Source organism: Dulcicalothrix desertica PCC 7102 (assembly GCF_003991905.1).
Classification (GTDB): Bacteria; Cyanobacteriota; Cyanobacteriia; order Cyanobacteriales; family Nostocaceae; genus Dulcicalothrix; species Dulcicalothrix desertica.
Genome location: NZ_RSCL01000022.1, coordinates 53,285 through 71,115, shown reverse-complemented (window position 1 = coordinate 71,115; position 17,831 = coordinate 53,285). Strand labels below are relative to the sequence as shown.

General features: G+C 38.0%; 17 protein-coding genes. 8 read left to right on the top strand and 9 right to left on the bottom strand.

The features are described 5' to 3' along the window. Positions 1–120: 120 nt before the first annotated feature. Both DSM106972_RS36660 and DSM106972_RS36655 read right to left on the bottom strand, forming a co-directional pair. Positions 121–681 carry a hypothetical protein gene (locus tag DSM106972_RS36660; protein ID WP_233787358.1) on the bottom strand — a complete coding sequence of 187 codons (561 nt, stop codon included), beginning with the start codon at positions 679–681 and terminating at the stop codon, positions 121–123. A gap of 149 nt (positions 682–830) precedes the next feature. Then, complete coding sequence (locus DSM106972_RS36655) at positions 831–1,154, bottom strand: hypothetical protein (protein WP_127085314.1); 324 nt, start codon at positions 1,152–1,154, stop codon at positions 831–833. Between the two features lie 232 nt (positions 1,155–1,386). On the opposite strand from DSM106972_RS36655, the gene DSM106972_RS51730 reads away from it, so the two are divergent. Together DSM106972_RS51730 and DSM106972_RS36650 are read left to right on the top strand one after the other, a co-directional pair. After that, entirely contained in the window at positions 1,387–1,563 is a 177-nt protein-coding gene (locus tag DSM106972_RS51730; protein WP_158632938.1) for a hypothetical protein, read from the top strand. Between the two features lie 798 nt (positions 1,564–2,361). Further along, positions 2,362–3,090, top strand: a complete 729-nt coding sequence (locus tag DSM106972_RS36650; protein ID WP_127085313.1) for a phosphorylase family protein — start codon at positions 2,362–2,364, stop codon at positions 3,088–3,090. 294 nt (positions 3,091–3,384) lie between these two features. Here the strand turns inward: DSM106972_RS36650 and DSM106972_RS36645 are convergent, their stop codons facing one another. Together DSM106972_RS36645 and DSM106972_RS36640 are read right to left on the bottom strand one after the other, a co-directional pair. Continuing rightward, a complete protein-coding gene (locus tag DSM106972_RS36645) occupies positions 3,385–3,561 on the bottom strand; it encodes an RICIN domain-containing protein (protein ID WP_127085312.1) in 177 nt (58 codons plus the stop codon). Positions 3,562–3,776: 215 nt separating this feature from the next. Then, entirely contained in the window at positions 3,777–5,231 is a 1,455-nt protein-coding gene (locus DSM106972_RS36640; RefSeq protein ID WP_127085311.1) for a RecQ family ATP-dependent DNA helicase, read from the bottom strand. A gap of 328 nt (positions 5,232–5,559) precedes the next feature. Here DSM106972_RS36640 and DSM106972_RS36635 point away from each other — a divergent pair, with 328 nt between their 5' ends. Continuing rightward, on the top strand, positions 5,560–6,327 hold the full coding sequence (locus DSM106972_RS36635) for a hypothetical protein (protein ID WP_127085310.1): 768 nt from the start codon (positions 5,560–5,562) through the stop codon (positions 6,325–6,327). Positions 6,328–6,428: 101 nt separating this feature from the next. On the opposite strand, the gene DSM106972_RS36630 is transcribed toward DSM106972_RS36635, so the two are convergent. Further along, positions 6,429–8,372 (bottom strand): S9 family peptidase, encoded by a 1,944-nt coding sequence (locus tag DSM106972_RS36630; RefSeq protein WP_158632937.1) that lies wholly within the window; start codon positions 8,370–8,372, stop codon positions 6,429–6,431. Positions 8,373–8,482: 110 nt separating this feature from the next. Then, the gene (locus tag DSM106972_RS36625) at positions 8,483–9,007 is read right to left on the bottom strand and encodes a GNAT family N-acetyltransferase (RefSeq protein ID WP_127085308.1); all 525 of its coding nucleotides are present in this window, start codon (positions 9,005–9,007) and stop codon (positions 8,483–8,485) included. A gap of 113 nt (positions 9,008–9,120) precedes the next feature. Here DSM106972_RS36625 and DSM106972_RS36620 point away from each other — a divergent pair, with 113 nt between their 5' ends. Continuing rightward, on the top strand, positions 9,121–9,684 hold the full coding sequence (locus tag DSM106972_RS36620; RefSeq protein ID WP_127085307.1) for a Uma2 family endonuclease: 564 nt from the start codon (positions 9,121–9,123) through the stop codon (positions 9,682–9,684). A gap of 26 nt (positions 9,685–9,710) precedes the next feature. Further along, complete coding sequence (locus DSM106972_RS36615) at positions 9,711–10,592, top strand: alpha/beta hydrolase (RefSeq protein WP_127085306.1); 882 nt, start codon at positions 9,711–9,713, stop codon at positions 10,590–10,592. Positions 10,593–10,711: 119 nt separating this feature from the next. On the opposite strand, the gene DSM106972_RS36610 is transcribed toward DSM106972_RS36615, so the two are convergent. Further along, the gene (locus DSM106972_RS36610) at positions 10,712–11,797 is read right to left on the bottom strand and encodes a WD40 repeat domain-containing protein (RefSeq protein ID WP_127085305.1); all 1,086 of its coding nucleotides are present in this window, start codon (positions 11,795–11,797) and stop codon (positions 10,712–10,714) included. A 301-nt stretch (positions 11,798–12,098) separates the two neighbouring features. On the opposite strand from DSM106972_RS36610, the gene DSM106972_RS36605 reads away from it, so the two are divergent. Continuing rightward, positions 12,099–12,980: a hypothetical protein gene (locus tag DSM106972_RS36605; protein ID WP_127085304.1), complete on the top strand. Its 882-nt coding sequence runs from the start codon at positions 12,099–12,101 to the stop codon at positions 12,978–12,980. A 101-nt stretch (positions 12,981–13,081) separates the two neighbouring features. On the opposite strand, the gene DSM106972_RS36600 is transcribed toward DSM106972_RS36605, so the two are convergent. Next, complete coding sequence (locus tag DSM106972_RS36600) at positions 13,082–13,438, bottom strand: hypothetical protein (RefSeq protein ID WP_127085303.1); 357 nt, start codon at positions 13,436–13,438, stop codon at positions 13,082–13,084. Positions 13,439–13,565: 127 nt separating this feature from the next. Then, positions 13,566–14,420, bottom strand: a complete 855-nt coding sequence (locus DSM106972_RS36595) for a Uma2 family endonuclease (RefSeq protein WP_127085302.1) — start codon at positions 14,418–14,420, stop codon at positions 13,566–13,568. A 218-nt stretch (positions 14,421–14,638) separates the two neighbouring features. On the opposite strand from DSM106972_RS36595, the gene DSM106972_RS36590 reads away from it, so the two are divergent. Continuing rightward, positions 14,639–15,784: an alanine--glyoxylate aminotransferase family protein gene (locus DSM106972_RS36590; protein WP_127085301.1), complete on the top strand. Its 1,146-nt coding sequence runs from the start codon at positions 14,639–14,641 to the stop codon at positions 15,782–15,784. Between the two features lie 130 nt (positions 15,785–15,914). Beyond that, positions 15,915–17,669, top strand: a complete 1,755-nt coding sequence (locus tag DSM106972_RS36585) for a serine/threonine protein kinase (protein ID WP_127085300.1) — start codon at positions 15,915–15,917, stop codon at positions 17,667–17,669. The last annotated feature ends 162 nt before the right edge of the window (positions 17,670–17,831 follow it).

The window sequence follows — 17,831 nt, the reverse complement described above, 5'->3', positions numbered from 1 at the left end:
AATGCCTTTTACAATTGTATTATTATTTATCAATTAGTACATAAGCTTTAGTATAGCGCTCACATTACACCTAATAACTATTTTTCGGAAAACAATGAACTATAAAAAGCAAAATTGGCTTTAGAACCAAAAACTTGTAAGTTCCATTGACTTAAAATCTCCAGCAGTCAAACAGTTATTTCCTCTTCCTTGTAATACGAGCCGAAACTTGGTATCTGGAGTTATAGCTTTGGAAAAAATACCGTTACCTACAACTTTTCCTTCCAAACGAAATTCCTTATAAAGCTCTGGCTCAATATTTTTTTGAGTATATAAATCTGTTGTAAAGGATGTAGCTTTCTTGGGAATAGTCAAGGAAAGAGTTCCAGTTTTACCTTTTTCGTCTTTAAATAAAAAATTCCAAACACGTTGCTGTTTATTCACTGATAGAGTATAATTAACTGAGTTAGAAGATATTCCAGTATTATTATCGCCTGCTGTTTGGTATAGTTTTGCATTTGGAGAAAATCGCAAACTATTTATTTCTTGAAATTCATAGTCACTGATTCTTTGAGAAGTTTGCGACCATTGACCAGCATTCGCACAACATGCACAAGCATATACTTCTTTAGGAAGACTAAGAAGCATTAACATTGATATTCCAACTACACTATTACTAATTTTTTGCAAATTCATCGTCATTATTTTTCGTGGTATTGATTTTTTTGTCGAATATCTCTTTAACATCAAAATAAAGCTTTTAAAGTAACATTAGTTACTTACTTCGGTATACTACCCTACATAATTATTTGATGTCAATGAGAATCTTTATAGCGGCACCGTTGGTAAAGCTAGTAGCAAAGCTTACCTAATATAAGTAGATAGGCGCCACTCGCTGCGCTCAAAGAAAGCTCCGCACATGAACATTCATTGTCGCAGACACAAAGTTCATTCATGTCCGCAGGAAATTTGAACGTAAACGAAGTTTTCCCGTAGGGTAGTGAGTGGCGCCTGTATTTCATACTTAAATCAATTTCAGCATTAATGAATAAAATGATACCTGCTACTGAGACATTTATACGCCTAGTTGGGTCTATTAGAAGATTGGCGACTTGATAAACTTCAGAACCAGCAATCCTATTAAATCGGCGCCTCCGAAACTGCGTTGTTTTCAAGGTAGAAGTTTTTGGTGCATAAAAAATACAACCCAGACATAACAACGAATGAAAGGGTTAAACCAAGCCCCCACAACAACTTACTACAACGCTCTTCATGCGTATCGCTGTTTTGTAATTGGCGAATGGCAAATGCGAGAGTATCGATGTACCAGAAACGCCGCAGACAAATTAAAAATTCAAAGTTCATTCATGTCCGCAGGAAATTTGAACGTAAACGGAGTTTTCCCGTATGTCTACGTTTAACTTCAAACCTTTATTAGATGTGGCGCCGAACGAATTTGGTAAAAAGTTAAAAGGGGATGGAACACCCAAACTAGACCAATCTAATTGGTCATCGTCTCCCAAAATACTACTTTGGGTTACAAATGTAACACTATATGATGCAGTTACTTGTGAGGTACTGTAATGGTTGTAAACGCTGTTGCAGCAATCACTCTGTAACAATTTAATACCAACTTCCGCATCGTTTTATCTACATTTAAGGTTTCAATTACATAGCAGATTACTGCTTCATGGCGCCTCCACTTTTTACTTAGCACCCTAAATATTAGTAGCAAATACACTGTATTATACTGCGATAGCTGGTACCTGTATTATATTAATTTTTAGAACTAATTCATAAAGATTGATTATTATTAACAATACTTTACTTCACATATTTTTCCACGGAAAATTAAATGCAGAAATAAAAATGTACTATAGGGTAGTACAATTTGGGAACAAATTATCAAGGCGCCGCTTTTTTAGTACAAATACCATTTAGTATAATTTAACTATATTATTACTTACCTAAATAACTTAAAGCCGCATCAAAGAAATATTTTATACTCAATTATTGGATTTTGAGCGACTGATTACTGAAATGAGCGCCGACAATTTACCATTTCTTCTGGAAATGCATAACTTGAAATCAGTCACACCTATTTAAATATTGGGGCTAAAAACAAACAGATTTAATCAAACGTACAATAGTGCTTTATTTGATAAATTCGGTTAAAGGGAAAAGGGGAAAAGGCTGAAACTCTTAATATATCGTTATTTCTTCCCTTTACCCCTTACCCTTTCCCCCAAATCCTACGTAGTATTGATTTTACTTTTACTTTGTATCAGGCGCCTTGATAACTAAACGGGCGCAAGGCGCCAATGATATCAAAGCAATTTTTATCGACTACCCTGACTGCATAACCTTCTTAGGAATTGAACTATGACTATTATTGCACCAAATACGAAAATAACTCCTGAATATATAGATAAAAATATAATTTTATGTTGTGGAGAAGATGCCAATGAACTTATTGATTCATTCAAAAATCTTTCTTTTGAAGGTACAAAAGTACATGAATATAGATGTTATCAATTCTGGAAATATTTAAATTTTTCGCTAATATGGACAGGAATTGGAACTGGTACATTAGAACCGCTTATTTGGGAAATACTTTTTAATCCAACTATTAAATCCAAAGTTAATAAAATTATTTTGATTGGAACAGCAGGAAAATTACCTAATTCAAGTAAAAAGCTTGGTGATGTTTATATTATAGACCAAGCATATTTAGGCGCTACAGCAGTTGACGATGATTCTATCAAACAACCTCTTACACCAAATTTTTTGGTGAAATGTGATTTTTCAACAGCTTCGATTGTGTCTACCGATTTTTTCTATGGCTTTTCTGAAAGAGTTCTTAGTGGAAATTACCCTAATCAAACGCAAAGACTTATTCAGGCAGTTAACCAATATTTTTACACAACTGATTTAGTAGATATGGAAGTTGCACAGTTTTATCATTTTTGTAACTTATTTGACCCTGAAAAGAGCTTGAATTACATAGCTATTAAAGGAGCTGCTAACACAATTGGTAATGCTGAAGAGCAAATAGAAAATTCTTCTATTGTTATTCAAAATGCCATAGAAAGAGCTATTGCACTTTTATAGACACAAAGAAAATTTCCTCTCTCCAGTAGAAAATTCTGTTGAAGTTAGGTCGAGGGAGGCACAATAGCCTCAAACGCTTACACAAAAATTACAGTACATATACACTATATTGCGAACAATAATATAGATAAAGGCGCCTGTATCTGCTACTCCTAGACGCTCCTGACAGGAAGATTGGTTTGAGGCGCCTCCGAAACTGCGTTGTTTTCAATGTAGAAGTTTTTGGTGCATAAAAAAATAGAACCTAATTTGCTACAAAGAGAAGTAAAAAGGCGCCAATATAAAACGTTTTAATCAAGTTCCAGGAACATACTGCACTCGGAACTTCTGGTTTGGACCACCGTGACAAGTGTACTGCCCAACAGAGGTGTAATCAGAGACCGAGGCATTGGCTACATCCATGCATTTACCGCTGTATTCTGACCAGGTGGTGAATGGCTGCCCAGCCCACATATGATGCTTGTTTGACACTCTCCACTCTGGTTTACGCGCGTCATCAGAGCCACTTTCGCAACCGTCTTGCTTCAGTACCTGACCTTGAGCATTCTCACAAATATTGTGTGTTAATAGATTCGTAATTTTTTAACATTTACTCATCCAAATATTTACATGTTTACCTTTGATGATTTATGCAATGTTGTTTTGAACTTTTAGCATCCACCATTGCTCCTCCTAACTCGTAACTCCTAACTCCTAACTTTTAAGCAATTATCACAATGACCACAACGCCAATTTTCAGATTCCCCACCAAAACCAAATCCTTTTAACAAAGACTGCCAACGGCACCCCCTACTAAACAAATACTTATGCATTTGTTTAGAAGCTTTTATATGCGTACTTGCTTGACTCTTTCCCTCCGCAGCAATCCTGTAATTAAAAGGGTCAAGCCATTCCAATTGACCATTACTATGAAGCAGCGAAAGCGCAGTTGCACTATTCGGAAATTTTGCCATTACAGAATTTATTTCACCTTGTCGCGGTAACTTCTTTACAAGCTGTTGCGCTTCAATCTGCTGTTCTCGCATTTTCAACTCAAAAAAATCCTGTCTTTGTTTATCTTCAGGGTCTAACCATCCAGTGGGTTCGCTAACTAACGTTAATGCTTCAGATGGTTTTCCATCTCTTCCCGCACGCCCAATTTCTTGTACATACTCTGATAACATTAACGGTGCATGAAAATGAACGACCCATCGGACATTCGGTTTATTCACTCCCATTCCAAACGCTGAAGTACAAATTACAAATGGTATTTTATCGTTTAACCAACTCGTTTCAATAGCACGGCGCCCTTCAGCATTTAACCCAGCATGATAAGCTGCTGTAGAATAGCCCAATTCTTCAAGCCAAGCTGCTAACTCTTCACTAGAGCTACGTTGACGAACATAAATTAAACCTGCTTGCTTCGGTCTATTCTTAATAAATCTTAATAATTGTTGCTTACGACCATTGGGTGTCCATGCTATACGAACAGTCGGATTCAAATTAGAACGATATGGATTAAGTCTAAATATTTCAGGTTTCTGTAATCCTAAAACTTTTTGTATTGTCTCTTGGGCTAGGGGGTCAGCGGTGGCAGTAAATGCAGCTATGCTTATTTTAGTTCCCACTGGTTTATATTTGAGTAAAGCTTGACGCACTGCCCCCAACCTTCGATACGCTGGACGAAACGTGTCGCCCCACTGGGTCAAACAATGCGCTTCGTCAAGTATGATTGCCGTAATATCAATTTCTGGTTTAATTAACCTTTCCCATACGGGTGGACTAAATAAAGTCTCTGGAGATAAATACAATAATCTTAACTTTTGTTCTTCCAACGCTTTTAACGTTTGGCGCCGTTGTATAGATGACAACTCGCTGTGTAAAAGTGCAGCAGGTAACTTTTTGCAGTGTAATTCCTGCACCTGATTTTCCATCAACGCTACTAATGGAGAAACAACCAGCGTCAAACCAGTTTGAAGTAACGCTGGCAATTGGAAACAAATCGACTTTCCGCCACCAGTTGGCATAATAATCAAAGCATCATTCCGCGCGAGTAAACAACGAATTATTTCTCCTTGGGGCGAACGAAAATCTTCATAACCCCAAATTTCCCGAAATGCTGCACGAACATCATGCCAAGATGAAGAAGAAAGTCGATTCATATTTGGGAGTAGATGCTCCCATCTCCTTGCACACTTATTTTCAACGTAATCACAAATATACATGTGCATATGTAATAAACGCTTCAGCGTTTACACTGATTTACGTATAAAATGTAATACTAATTTTCATCATTAAAAACCACCTAAACCCCTCCAAAGCAACAGTAAACAAGCTTTAAGACTGATTTTTAAATTGATACCCACGTATAACTTACTACCTTAGAAGGAGGACACGCTCACAAAACTTGAAGACTCAGTAAGAAGAGACGTTAATTTTTCAAATTTTGCGGGAACTCTATAAACAGAGTGTAATAATTCACAACTACATATGAACACAGCTGCGAACATAAATGAATTTTCCGTAACTAGTGTATTGACTCCGGACAAAATTCAAAGTCGAGAGAAAGCAAATAACTCAAATACCGACTCAGACACACTCGGTAACTTGGCAACTCATAGAGATTTTTATGTGCGTCGTGCAGTCGCAACACACTACAACACCCCAAAAACAGCTTTATCAAAGTTAGCTAGCGATGCAGAAGAACAAATACGCTTTTATCTGGCAGCAAATCCCAATACCCCACCCGAAACCTTAACTCAACTTGCTTCTGATGAGTCAGGTGATGTGCGTTCACAAGTTGCCGGAAATTCCAATACACCAGTAGATATCCTCGAAGAACTAGCCAAAGATATTTACATGGAGACACAACGTCAACTAGCAGAAAACCCTAATACCAGACCTACAATTCTAGAAAAAATTGGTGATAACATGGTCGAACTTGCCGAATCAAAAGCTCTATCAAGTCAAGAAGCGGCAGTCTTACGAGGAATCTCAATGAATTCCAGCACCCCATCCCATACACTAGAAAAAATCTGCACAATTCAAAATCGAGAAAACCACTACTGGCTATTTGAGCTTGGCATCGCAAAAAATTGCAACACATCAGACACCTTATTAGAAAAATTAGCTACACATCCTGACTACGATATTCGTTTTGCTGTAGCCAACAATTCCAGCACACCCGATTTTGTACTAAATATATTAGCTACAGACAAAGAATATTACATCCGCCAAGCCGCAGTAGATAAAAGATAATTTGTTACAAAAAAATCACCTAGTAGGTTGGGTGGAGGAACGGAACCCAACATGAAAACATCGAGTATTTGTTGGGTTCCGCAAAGCCTCCACCCAACCTACTAATCTAAGTAGAATCCCTCTATACTCTCACCCTCTATACTCTCACCTAATATATAATGACTAAACCAAATTAAATTTTGTTTCATTAGCGCGCGCGCAATACCAGGTTTATTCACTCCATGTCCCATATTCTTAAAAATCACAAGCTCAGTTTCTACATCAACATCACATAAACCTCGATATAGTTCATACGCATTAGAGACTGGTACACGTTTATCAGAATCACCGTGTTGAATTAGAGTTGGCGTGCAAGAATTCTTAATATAAGTCATTGGCGAAGCTTTCTCATAGACCTTCATATCATTCCAAGGAGTATCACCCAAATAATAGTGTGTAAAAGGGTAAATATCTGTACTAACATAGTAAGTAACCCAATTACTAATTCCGGCGCCTACACTAGCAGCTTTAAACCGTTTACTATAAGTAGCGCAAAAAGCAGAAATATATCCACCCTGACTCCAACCCATAACACCAGTTTTGTCACCATCAACAAAACCCTGACTAATTAAATAATCAACACCAGAAATAACATCCGCATAATCACCAGTACCCAAATCTTGATAATTCAAACTGCGGAACTTTTCACCATACCCATTACTACCTCGGTAATTAGGTAATAGTACAAGAAAACCTTTCTCCACAAAACTCTCAATCGGATAAGTGTTCTCATCTAACGCAACTGGAAGCGACGTTGATTTAGGTCCACCATGCACCCTGACTAACAAAGGATATTTTTTACTAGAATCAAAATCAACAGGTTTACATAAAATCCCCTCTACTTTAGTACCATCTAAACTAGACCATTCAATAACTTCTTTTTGAGCAAAAGCCTTGTTCGTTAATATACTTGATTGATTTGTCGCACGCACATCATTATAATAAAGCTCGTAACAATCTTGAGAGCCACCCTTTATATAAGCAAAATTTTCGCCATCTAAACTAATTGCAGCAATTTGAATATACGACTTATTATCTGCAACAAGTGGAGTTACTTTGCCATCGAGTTTTAATATACCCAATTTACTGCTAGTTTTATATTGCCACCAAATTAAAATTCCTTTAGTCGTCCAACGTAGCGGAGAAACACATTCATTAATACCCGTAACATCTGGTGTCAGCTTAGTAATTTGATTATTGTCTAAATTATATACAGCTATATACTTATCATCAAACCATTTGCCAGTACGTAAATAAGTAAAGCAAACACAAGTACTATCTGGAGAAAATAAAATGTTACGTTTAACACCAACAAGAGGAACGTCAAGTTTATTAACTTCCTTAGAATCTACATCTAAAATATAAATTTCAATTTTGTCTTGTTCTGCTAAATTTGGTGAAGGTGTAGCAAGCAAAGCGACTTTTTTCCCACTACTAGCGACATCAAAATCATGGATATGAAGATTTTTCAAACATGTAAACTGTATAGACAATTCATCTTTTTCTTCTTTAGTGCCATTATTCTCTTTGTTTTCATTACCTTCGCGCAAATCTTTCGGTAACTTACTAGCTTGCAAAGTTTTATCCAATCCTTTTTGCAAATCTAGATAAAATAAAGTACTATTGCGGTACTCACGGTTAACATACTCAATATCTCCATAAATTTCTCGTCGTTTTTTGATAGGTTTAGCTTCAACCTCACGCGAAACAAAGAAAAATCCCTCTCCTGACGGCGCCCATTGAAACGCGGTAATATCTTCAGAAGCATAAGAAACTTGAAAAGCCGTAACATCACCATCAGGCTTAATAAAAATTTGCCTTTTCCTATCCCTTTCACTCGGTCTTGCTAAATAAGCCAAAGTTTTGGAATGTACACTATCAAAAGGCGCCCATTTAGGTTGATAACTTTCATTTTTACCGCGCGTCAATGGATAATTATTACCATTCTCATAAACCCAAACATGCCATTGATAAACATTGCTATCCCAGTCAACTTGACGTTTCACATAAGCAACCCTTGTTCCATCGTTACTAATAGAAGGATTTACAGCCTTGGCAACGCAATTAATTCTTCGATTTTAAGGTATTCTGACATTTTGTTTTTGATGTTGATAATTTAACTATTTTCCCACTCCTCTCGACTAATTCCATAAACCACACATTCTTTACCCAAAACTTCTGCTGTACCCTCCAACTTCTCCCCCAACTTCTCGGCAACACGTCGAGAAGCAGCATTCTCTGGCTGAATAATACTAATCACGTGCGGTTGCTCTAGCTCCTCAAAAGCAAATTCCATAGCAGCACTACCCGCCTCAGTCGCAAATCCTTTTCCCCAAAATTCCCGTCGAATCATCCAACCAATCTCAAATCCTGGCCATCCTTCAGGGCGCCAACAACCAACTCTACCAATCATGGCGCCGCTAGTACGTTCCTCAACAGCCCATGACCCATAACCACGTAGATGCCAATGTCCTAACATCACTGCCATAAGGCGCCAAGATTCAGAACGGTTAGAAGTTTGACCCGAACCGATGTAGCGCATAACATCAGGATTGCCGTACATATCAGCGAAAGCATCTAAATCATTTTCCTCATATCCTCGTAAAATTAAGCGTTTCGTTACGATTTTAGGAATTTGCATAATTTTGAAAATTAAACACTTTTTATACAATATTTTTTATAATGTCACATTTAATTTTATACATCATTATAATGTAAAATATTATAATGCATTAAGCTTTAGGAAATATCGTCATGACTCAAGCACCAGATAAAATTCGCTGGACAATTGCCGATTTAGAACTTCTCGCTACCGATGAATGGAAGCGTTATGAAATTATTGATGGGGAATTATTTGTGACAAGGGCACCTGATATTGGACATCAAAATTCTGGTGGAAGGATTTACGCAAAATTATTGGTTTGGTCTGACTCAACGGGTAATGGTCAACCGATTCTAGCTCCAGGGGTGATTTTCTCTGATGCTGACAATGTTATCCCTGATGTAATTTGGATAAGTAATGGGCGACTTGCACAAGTTGTTGATGCAGAAGGTCATTTAACAGGCGCCCCAGAGTTAGTTGTTGAAGTTTTGTCTGAAGGTGTTAGTAACCAACGACGTGATAGAGAAGCAAAATTAAAGCTTTATTCGACCAAAGGTGTACAAGAGTATTGGATTGTAGATTGGAGGAAGCAGGAAATAGAAGTTTACCAGCGTCAAAATGCTCAACTAGTTCAAGTTGCAACACTGTTTGTTAATGATACGATAAGCTCACCTTTACTTCCAGGCTTTAGCTGTCAAGTAAAACAACTTTTTTAACTAAATATTATATTTGTACTAGAAAATTGAAAAAAATAGGAAAACGTCAAATAATTAGTATTTCGAGCTTAATTATACCTTTTATAGCAGTTATCATGTTCGACCGTTGGCTACCCTATAGTTTATTGAGTCATTATAAATTTCCAGTACTCGACAATCCCCCAATTCTAGAACAGTACGGCGCCTTGGCTGAAACACTAGCTTTTAAAACTAAAGATAATATTAATATTTCCGGTTGGTTTATACCAGCCAAAACACCATCTACAAAGACATTAATTGTATTACACTCAAGAGGCGCCACACGTCAAGACATGCTTGAATTTAGTTTACCCTTATGGCAAGCAGGATTTAATCTAGCATTAATAGACTTGCGGGGACATGGTAGAAGTGGTAGTGATTACTTTACCTTTGGTTATCACGAATGGCAAGATGTATCAGGATTAATTGATGACCTAGAAAGGCGCCATCCTATTGCCACAAATGATATTACCTTAATTGGAGTTTCCGCAGGTGGCGCCGTAGCAACATCAGCAGCATCCAAGGAACCGCGAATTAAAAGACTAGTCACAATTGCATCCTTTGCAGATTTAAACGACGCAATTAAACAGCAAGTACCCTTATTGCCTGAGTTTTGGAGAAATCGAGCCATTAGAGAAGCGGAAAAAATGGCAAAATTTGACATTGCAGAAGTTTCACCAATGCGGGCTATTAAAAAAGTGAAATGTCCAGTATTAATTATACATGCTGTCGAAGACGAATATATTCCATTTGAAAATGGCAAAATATTATTTGCAGCAGCAACATCCAAAAAAGAATTTTACGCTATTCCGGAAGCTAACCACGCTAACATGCTACGATTAGCGAAAGAAGAATTAAAAACAAAAATAATTCAATTTGCCTCAAAATAAAGCAACTTAAACACAAATGTCATGCTGAACGTAGTGAAGCATTTAAAAAGTTTAAACACAAATGTCATGCTGAACGTAGTGAAGCATCTAAAAAGTTTAAAGATAAACGAGATTCTTCGCTACGCTACTAATGACAAACTAGGCACCAATTGCCAAACCTTCACAGATTTATCACCACTTCCACTAACAAGAGTCTTACCATCACGACTAAAGGCTAAACCATAAATCCCACCAGCATGACCTTTTTGTGTAATAATCGCTTTCGATGTCTTAATATCGCACAATACAACTTCATAACCCAAACCACCTGCAACAAATACCTTCCCATCAGGACTTATAGCCAGCGTATCAACACCTGCACCACCAATCGAAACATTATAAATTAGTTTCCCTGTTTTCAAATTCCAAGCTTTGAGATTTTTACCATCAGTTTGTTGCAAAGGACCAGATTGAAAACTATCATCATAACCACCACTAATTAAAGTTTGTCCATTAGGACTAATAGCAAGAGAAATGGCGCCACTTGCTTGCTGCTGTGGAGAAAATGCATCCTTGGGACGTGGTGGTGTCAAAGTTCGCAGTTGTTTTCCAGTTGCTAAATTCCATATGCGAATCTTACCGCCATTTTCACCACCGCTAAATAACGTTTTACCATCAGAACTGACCGCTAAAACGCGCGCTTCAGCTTTTAGAGAGCGTTGAAGCTTCCCAGTTTTAATATTCCAAAGCTTGATAGTATTATCTGCACCCGTACTAATGAGTGTTTGCCCATCAGGAGTAAGAATAGCTGCAAACACACCATTCTTATGTGCAGTAATAGTTTTGATTAACTGACCAGTTTTAGTATTCCACAGTTTAATTGTCTCAGTATCAGAACTTACAAGCGTTGTTCCATCAGGTGTAAACGCAACTGATTTAATATTTTGCACATGTCCATTTAAATCAAAAAGCAACTTCCCTGTTAAAGCATCCCATAACTTCACTGTTTTATCATCGCCACCGCTAGCTATGCTTTGCCCATTTGGAGAAATTGCCACCGCGCGTACAGGCGCCTTATGTCCTGATAAAGTTAACCTAGCTGGTTTTGCAGATGGTGTAACAGCAACACTACTAGCTGCAACAGGATATTCTTGAGCAACAATTATTGATGTCGATAAGCTAAAAGCAAGTAATATAAGACTTTTAAATACTAAAGATGATTTCATTGACGTTATTACAAATACAATAAATCGAAATTTACCCTTATACTTATTGAACGTCATAACGGCCATTATAGTTCCCAAGTGATTAATCACGTCTCCAAAACTAACAATCTACAATCACAATATAAATAATGGGAACAAAATGCAGAAACTAGCGTCAATAGTCTAAGTATATTATCGAATTTATCACTCACCCATAAGTCTAAATCATAAATTTATTAATGTTTCCAAAACTGTAACCAATAAACAAGTAATTATTTTTAGAAGCTAAATTATTTACACAAACTATATAACTCAAAAAAATATGAAATCACTAAAGTATATACATATCGCTTTAGCAGCCTTAATCACGCTTACCACAAGCGCATCTATTACAACTGCACAACCACCAGACTCAATTAAACAACAAGTAAAATCAGAAGTAGTGGCGCCTAAAAAAATTACAGATGCAGCACTGCGTAACGCCCGCTCAGATTGGGGATTAGGCAAAAATTCAGGGAAAGTCATTAATACAAAACGTGGAAAATGGGCGCCAGATTGTGGAAATATTCCTCTACCACTTTGTGACGTAGCAGTATTCACAGGTTGGAATGTAACAATCGCCGATGGAAATAAATACTGGCATTACTTTGTCTCAGATTCTGTAGACCAAGTAATTCTAATAGGAAGAGACCCACAAAACCGAACTAGTGCATCAGTTCCAAAACCCGTCATGGATAATATCCTAAATATGGCATCAAAGCACCTGGAATTATCCAAAAACGTATTGCTCATCAAACAAGTACAGCGGAAAACTTGGACGAATATTTGTGTAGAATTCGCCCTACCTTATGCAAGATGTCGTACCGACGACAATCAACTTGGTTGGCGAGTAGTCATTGAAGGAAAACCAGGAAAAGAATATATTTACTTAGCCTCCGAAAAAGGTGAACAAGCTCGCACAGAAGCAACAAAAACACTCTTCACTCGCAATGATTTAATGCCTAATTCTTGGGCAACTAATATAGCCAAAACAGCAAGCAAACGCTTTAAAATTCCTAGCAACCGCGTTTACTTCCTAAGCGCAGAACAACAATACAATCAAAATCAAGGAAATTACTTCTGGAACGTAGCAGTTGATGTAAAACAAAATGCTTTTGTCACATACGAACTAGATACATCAGGTAACATCACCAAACAACCATAAATAGCCAAAACGCAAACGTAGATGTCGGTTGGGTAACTGCTAAACACTATTATCCAACGATTCGCACTCATAGACGATTCTCTTAAAAAGTACTCTTCTTATTAGGTTCCTGCACAGATAACTTTAAGTAAATTTATACTAGCAGGTGAATTAGCATATACGGATGTAATATTATCCCCTTGGTAAACGTACCATCCAGGTGTTTCAGTTGTAGGAACTGCATTTGGATTTTTTTTGACTTGTCCGCGATAACACCAACTAGTTACTCCTTGTTGTATTCTTACACTATCCTTTGTGATAACTCGGTAAGAAAATCGGGTAAGTCCTGGGTCATTGTTTTCAAAACTTAACGTGGCGCCATCATTCGTTACTCCAGAAACGTTTATCCATCTAGCTTCTGCGGGAGCAGCCAAAAGAAAACCGGATAGCATTACTAAACAAGTTGCAATATATTTCATATATTTGAGCGCGAATCTCCGTCTGTAATCAGTATAATAAACTACAGCGTTAACAAATACTATTTCGGAACAGTACTGAAGATATTCTCAATAAGCTTCCCTTTCTGTTCAGCCCTTATTCATCTGATCAATTCGGTGGTAAATTATTAGGGTCAATGCCCAGAGAGCGTAAATATTGAATTAGCTGTTCGTTCTTTTGACGCTCTTGGTCAGCACGCAAAGTTTCTTGCTCTCTCATTCGACGCTCTTCATTAGCGCGCAAAGTTTCTTGCTCCCTCATTCGACGTTCTTCGTCAGCACGTCGTTCTTCTCGATCCACGCGTTGTTTTTCTCGGTCAGCACGTTGACGTTCAATTATTGTAGTTTCGTCTCCTGTTAAATAACGTTCTCCTTGCTCGTCATACCAAAATAAAAACTCTTCTGAAATACCATTTACCGTCATTTGGTGTCTTCCAACACCTAACCCTACTTCTGGCATCCAATAAGGTTCGCCACTTTGTAATTTATATGATTTATTTACTAATTTATAAACCTCAAAGGGTTGATGTTTGTCGCGTTTCCAGTACTCTGGATTATAAATTAAGTAGTAAAGTACACCCAATTTCGCGTAAATCTTAAGTTTTTTATCGTATTCACTACCTGGTTGATGCGATACCATCTCAAGTACAAAAATAGGCGCCACTCCATTTTCTTCCCAAGTGGCATAACTTCTACGTGATTTCCCACCTTTTTTACGTTCCACCCCCAGCGATAAAAAACCATCTGGTACAACAGGTATATCTGAGTTAGTTCCTGTTGTATGGTATACTGCCATGTTTACACCAAAGAACCAATCTTCTCGTTCTTTCCAGATAGATTTCAGCAAAAATAACAAAACGTTAGGCAAATAATTTTGGTCTTCGTTGTCCACAGGTGTATCGTCGGAGCAAGGTAGATCTTCTGTGCTGGGTAACGCAAAGGCTTTGAGATGGTCTGACAACATAAGTCTTTATCTCGATTGGCGTTTAGTTATCTGATTATATACTACTCAATTACACCACTAGTACCTTTGTTGTTAAAACATCATACATGTAGAGACGCGATTAATCGCGTCTCTACAGTATCGCGTCTTTACATTTATTGCATGTCATATTCATTGGCGCCCATTACGCTATAAATTCAAAAATAGCTTGTTGTAATCTAATTTACTATTTGGGCATCATGACACAAACGCTTTCTATCAAAACGAGTCAAAAATTAAACCTTAGTCCTTTATCAATGCCCAACCGCTTGCTGTTGGGTCCTGGTCCTTCTAACTCTCATCCAGATGTGCTTAAGGCGATGAATACTTCACCTGTTGGGCACCTTGACCCTACGTTTTTACACTTAATGGATGAGATACAATCGCTACTTCGGTATGTATGGCAAACTGATAACGCCATGACTATTGCAGTTAGTGGTACCGGAACTGCGGCAATGGAAGCTACTATTGCAAACTCTGTAGAACCAGGTGATGTAGTTTTAATTGGTGTAATGGGTTACTTCGGTAATCGTCTTGTTGATATGGCAGGACGTTACGGCGCCGATGTTCGCAGTATAACAAAACCTTGGGGACAAGTTTTTAGTTTAGATGAAATTAAAGCAGCGATGGAAACCCATCGTCCGCGTATTTTAGCATTAGTTCATGCTGAAACTTCTACTGGCGCCCGTCAACCAATGGAAGGAGTCTCAGAACTGTGTGAAAAATATGGCACTTTGCTATTAATCGATACAGTTACAAGTTTGGGTGGAACTCCAATATATTTAGATGAGTGGGGTGTTGACTTAGCTTATAGCTGTAGCCAAAAAGGTCTAGGTTGCCCTCCTGGCGCCTCTCCTTTTACAATGAGCCGGAAGGCAATGGAGAAATTACTTAACCGTTCTACCAAGGTAAAAAACTGGTATCTCGATATGAACCTACTAGGTAAATATTGGGGAAGTGAGCGCGTTTACCATCATACGGCGCCTATTAATATGTATTATGCTCTGCGGGAAGCACTAAGATTAATAGCAGAAGAAGGTATTGAAAACTGCTGGCAGCGTCACCAAAAGAACGTCGAATACTTGTGGGAAAGCTTAGAAAGCATAGGTTTGAAGATGCACGTCGAAAAGCAATATCGTCTTCCTACACTTACAACAGTATGTATACCCGAAGGAGTTGACGGAAAAGCAGTCGCGCGTAAACTACTTGATGAGCATAACGTCGAAGTTGGTGGGGGACTAGGTGAACTTGCTGGTAAAGTTTGGCGAGTAGGTTTAATGGGTTACAATAGTCGTCCCGAAAGCGTTGACAGACTAGTTAGCGTACTCAAAGAAGTCTTGAAATAAACCTCTTTCTTGTGGAACAGGCATCCCTGCCTGTCCTACAAGATAACTTATTTTTACCACGGAGACACAGAGTACACAGAGAATAAAGATTAAGTTGCTAACATATATCAGACACCTTTCCCTTTCCGCTATGAGTCTTTGTATAAACCCTACCTGTCCAAAACCTAATCACCCAGAAAATGACGAGAACCGCTTTTGTCAAAGTTGTGGTTCCCAGTTAGAGTTACTTGGACGCTTTCGAGTAATGCGTCTACTTAGTGATAAAACAGGTTTCGGGAAAGTATACGATGCTTACGAGCGGGATAAACCTATAATTATCAAGGTATTAAAAGAAGACCTTAATTATGATGCCAAAGCTGTAGAACTCTTCAAACAAGAAGCATCAGTACTAGGAGAACTACACCATCCAGGTATTCCCGGAGTAGAAGGTTATTTTCTCTATCAAACTAGGGAAGGTTTAGGGTTGCACTGCTTAGGGATGGAGAAAATTGACGGGCCAAACTTAGAGCAATGGTTACAGCAACAGCAAAACCGTCCAATCTCTGAAGAACAAGCAGTTGCTTGGTTAAAACAATTAGCCAGTATTTTAGTATTAGTACACGGCAAGCAGTATTTACACCGTGACATTAAACCATCTAATATAATGATTCGCCCAAATGGGCAACTAGTATTAATAGACTTTGGCACAGCAAGAGCATTAACAAACAGTTATATCGCAAAAGTTAGTAGTGGTTCAGGTAGTCAAACATCTATCTCCTCTGGTGGTTACAGCGCACCCGAACAAATGTATGGAAAAGCTGTAACACAGTCTGACTTTTACGCATTAGGACGCACCTTTGTGTTCTTACTCACAGGTAAGCATCCTGACACTATGTACGATGCCTATAATAACGAATTACAATGGCGCCCACATACCAAGAATATCTCACCAGCATTACTCAATCTTATCGACTGGCTAATGGCACACGAAATCAACAACCGTGCTAAAACTGCTGAAGAAATTTTACAACGCTTAGGTCAATTCGACCAATACCCTAATGCTAGCAGTGCAGCAACCGTTAACGTTGTAGGCGCCGTAATTAATCCAAAAACAGAAATTTTATCATCACCTCATACTACCACCCTACCACCACAACCTGTATGCCCACCCGAAGAAGAAAAGCGTGTAACCGTCCCATTACTAGCATTAATTAGTGCATTGCTAGTTGTGTTAGGATTATTAGGATTTGTCGCACTAGCAACTCGTTCGGATAGATATGCTACTGGTGGCAGCTATGGACAGGCGCCGGAGCGTAAAAAAGGTGATAAAGTCACAGTAGACTACTTCCCCTATCAACCAGGTAAAGATAGTCAAGGAAGAGTAGCCGAATTTAACATTGCAGTTTTATCAGTAGAATATAAATGGTTATTAGGTAGTAGTTTTCAAATCAAACATAACGACCAAACTATAAATCTTGACACCTTAAAATCAAACCTTCAAGAAGAAGGAATACAACGCATCATGGAAAACCCCAGCGAAATAATCTCAGTGGGAACAGCATCATGCGAAGGTAATATAGCAACCGAAGAAGCACGAGCATTAGAAAGAGCCAAACAAATTCAATTATTATCTAAAAAACTCTTCAGTAATAACCGCAACCTACAAGGATATCGATTATTAAACCTAGGACAATTCAACCGCACCGACTGCAAAAGCAACCAAGACGCAACAGCTTATCAACGTAGCATCATAATTATCGGAGTACGCAAAAAATCAGATGGTGTAATTTTGGATGAAGCATTACGAAATCGTTTAGAAGAAAAGCCTTTTGCCGATTTTAAACTAGAAGACTACTCATTAGGACCCAAAGAAAAATTCAAAACTATACCAAGTAACCTAAACTAATCTGGCAACGGATGATAAACGGATGTAACGGATGAACTGTAGGTTGGGTGAAGGCTTTGCGTAACCCAACAAAAACAACTTATAATTAATTTACTCTGATAGCAGATAATTAATATATCTGTTATTGTGTGAGTGAATGATCCCTGAATTTGATGAAATTGG

Excerpts from the sequence above, each read along its gene's own strand:
- DSM106972_RS36660 (WP_233787358.1), bottom strand. The coding sequence starts at position 681 with ATGACGATGAATTTGCAAAAAATTAGTAATAGTGTAGTTGGAATATCA.
- DSM106972_RS51730 (WP_158632938.1), top strand. The coding sequence starts at position 1,387 with ATGTCTACGTTTAACTTCAAACCTTTATTAGATGTGGCGCCGAACGAA.
- DSM106972_RS36650 (WP_127085313.1), top strand. The coding sequence starts at position 2,362 with ATGACTATTATTGCACCAAATACGAAAATAACTCCTGAATATATAGAT.
- DSM106972_RS36640 (WP_127085311.1), bottom strand. The coding sequence starts at position 5,231 with ATGAATCGACTTTCTTCTTCATCTTGGCATGATGTTCGTGCAGCATTT.
- DSM106972_RS36635 (WP_127085310.1), top strand. The coding sequence starts at position 5,560 with ATGAACACAGCTGCGAACATAAATGAATTTTCCGTAACTAGTGTATTG.
- DSM106972_RS36625 (WP_127085308.1), bottom strand. The coding sequence starts at position 9,007 with ATGCAAATTCCTAAAATCGTAACGAAACGCTTAATTTTACGAGGATAT.
- DSM106972_RS36620 (WP_127085307.1), top strand. The coding sequence starts at position 9,121 with ATGACTCAAGCACCAGATAAAATTCGCTGGACAATTGCCGATTTAGAA.
- DSM106972_RS36610 (WP_127085305.1), bottom strand. The coding sequence starts at position 11,797 with ATGAAATCATCTTTAGTATTTAAAAGTCTTATATTACTTGCTTTTAGC.
- DSM106972_RS36605 (WP_127085304.1), top strand. The coding sequence starts at position 12,099 with ATGAAATCACTAAAGTATATACATATCGCTTTAGCAGCCTTAATCACG.
- DSM106972_RS36600 (WP_127085303.1), bottom strand. The coding sequence starts at position 13,438 with ATGAAATATATTGCAACTTGTTTAGTAATGCTATCCGGTTTTCTTTTG.
- DSM106972_RS36595 (WP_127085302.1), bottom strand. The coding sequence starts at position 14,420 with ATGTTGTCAGACCATCTCAAAGCCTTTGCGTTACCCAGCACAGAAGAT.
- DSM106972_RS36590 (WP_127085301.1), top strand. The coding sequence starts at position 14,639 with ATGACACAAACGCTTTCTATCAAAACGAGTCAAAAATTAAACCTTAGT.
- DSM106972_RS36585 (WP_127085300.1), top strand. The coding sequence starts at position 15,915 with ATGAGTCTTTGTATAAACCCTACCTGTCCAAAACCTAATCACCCAGAA.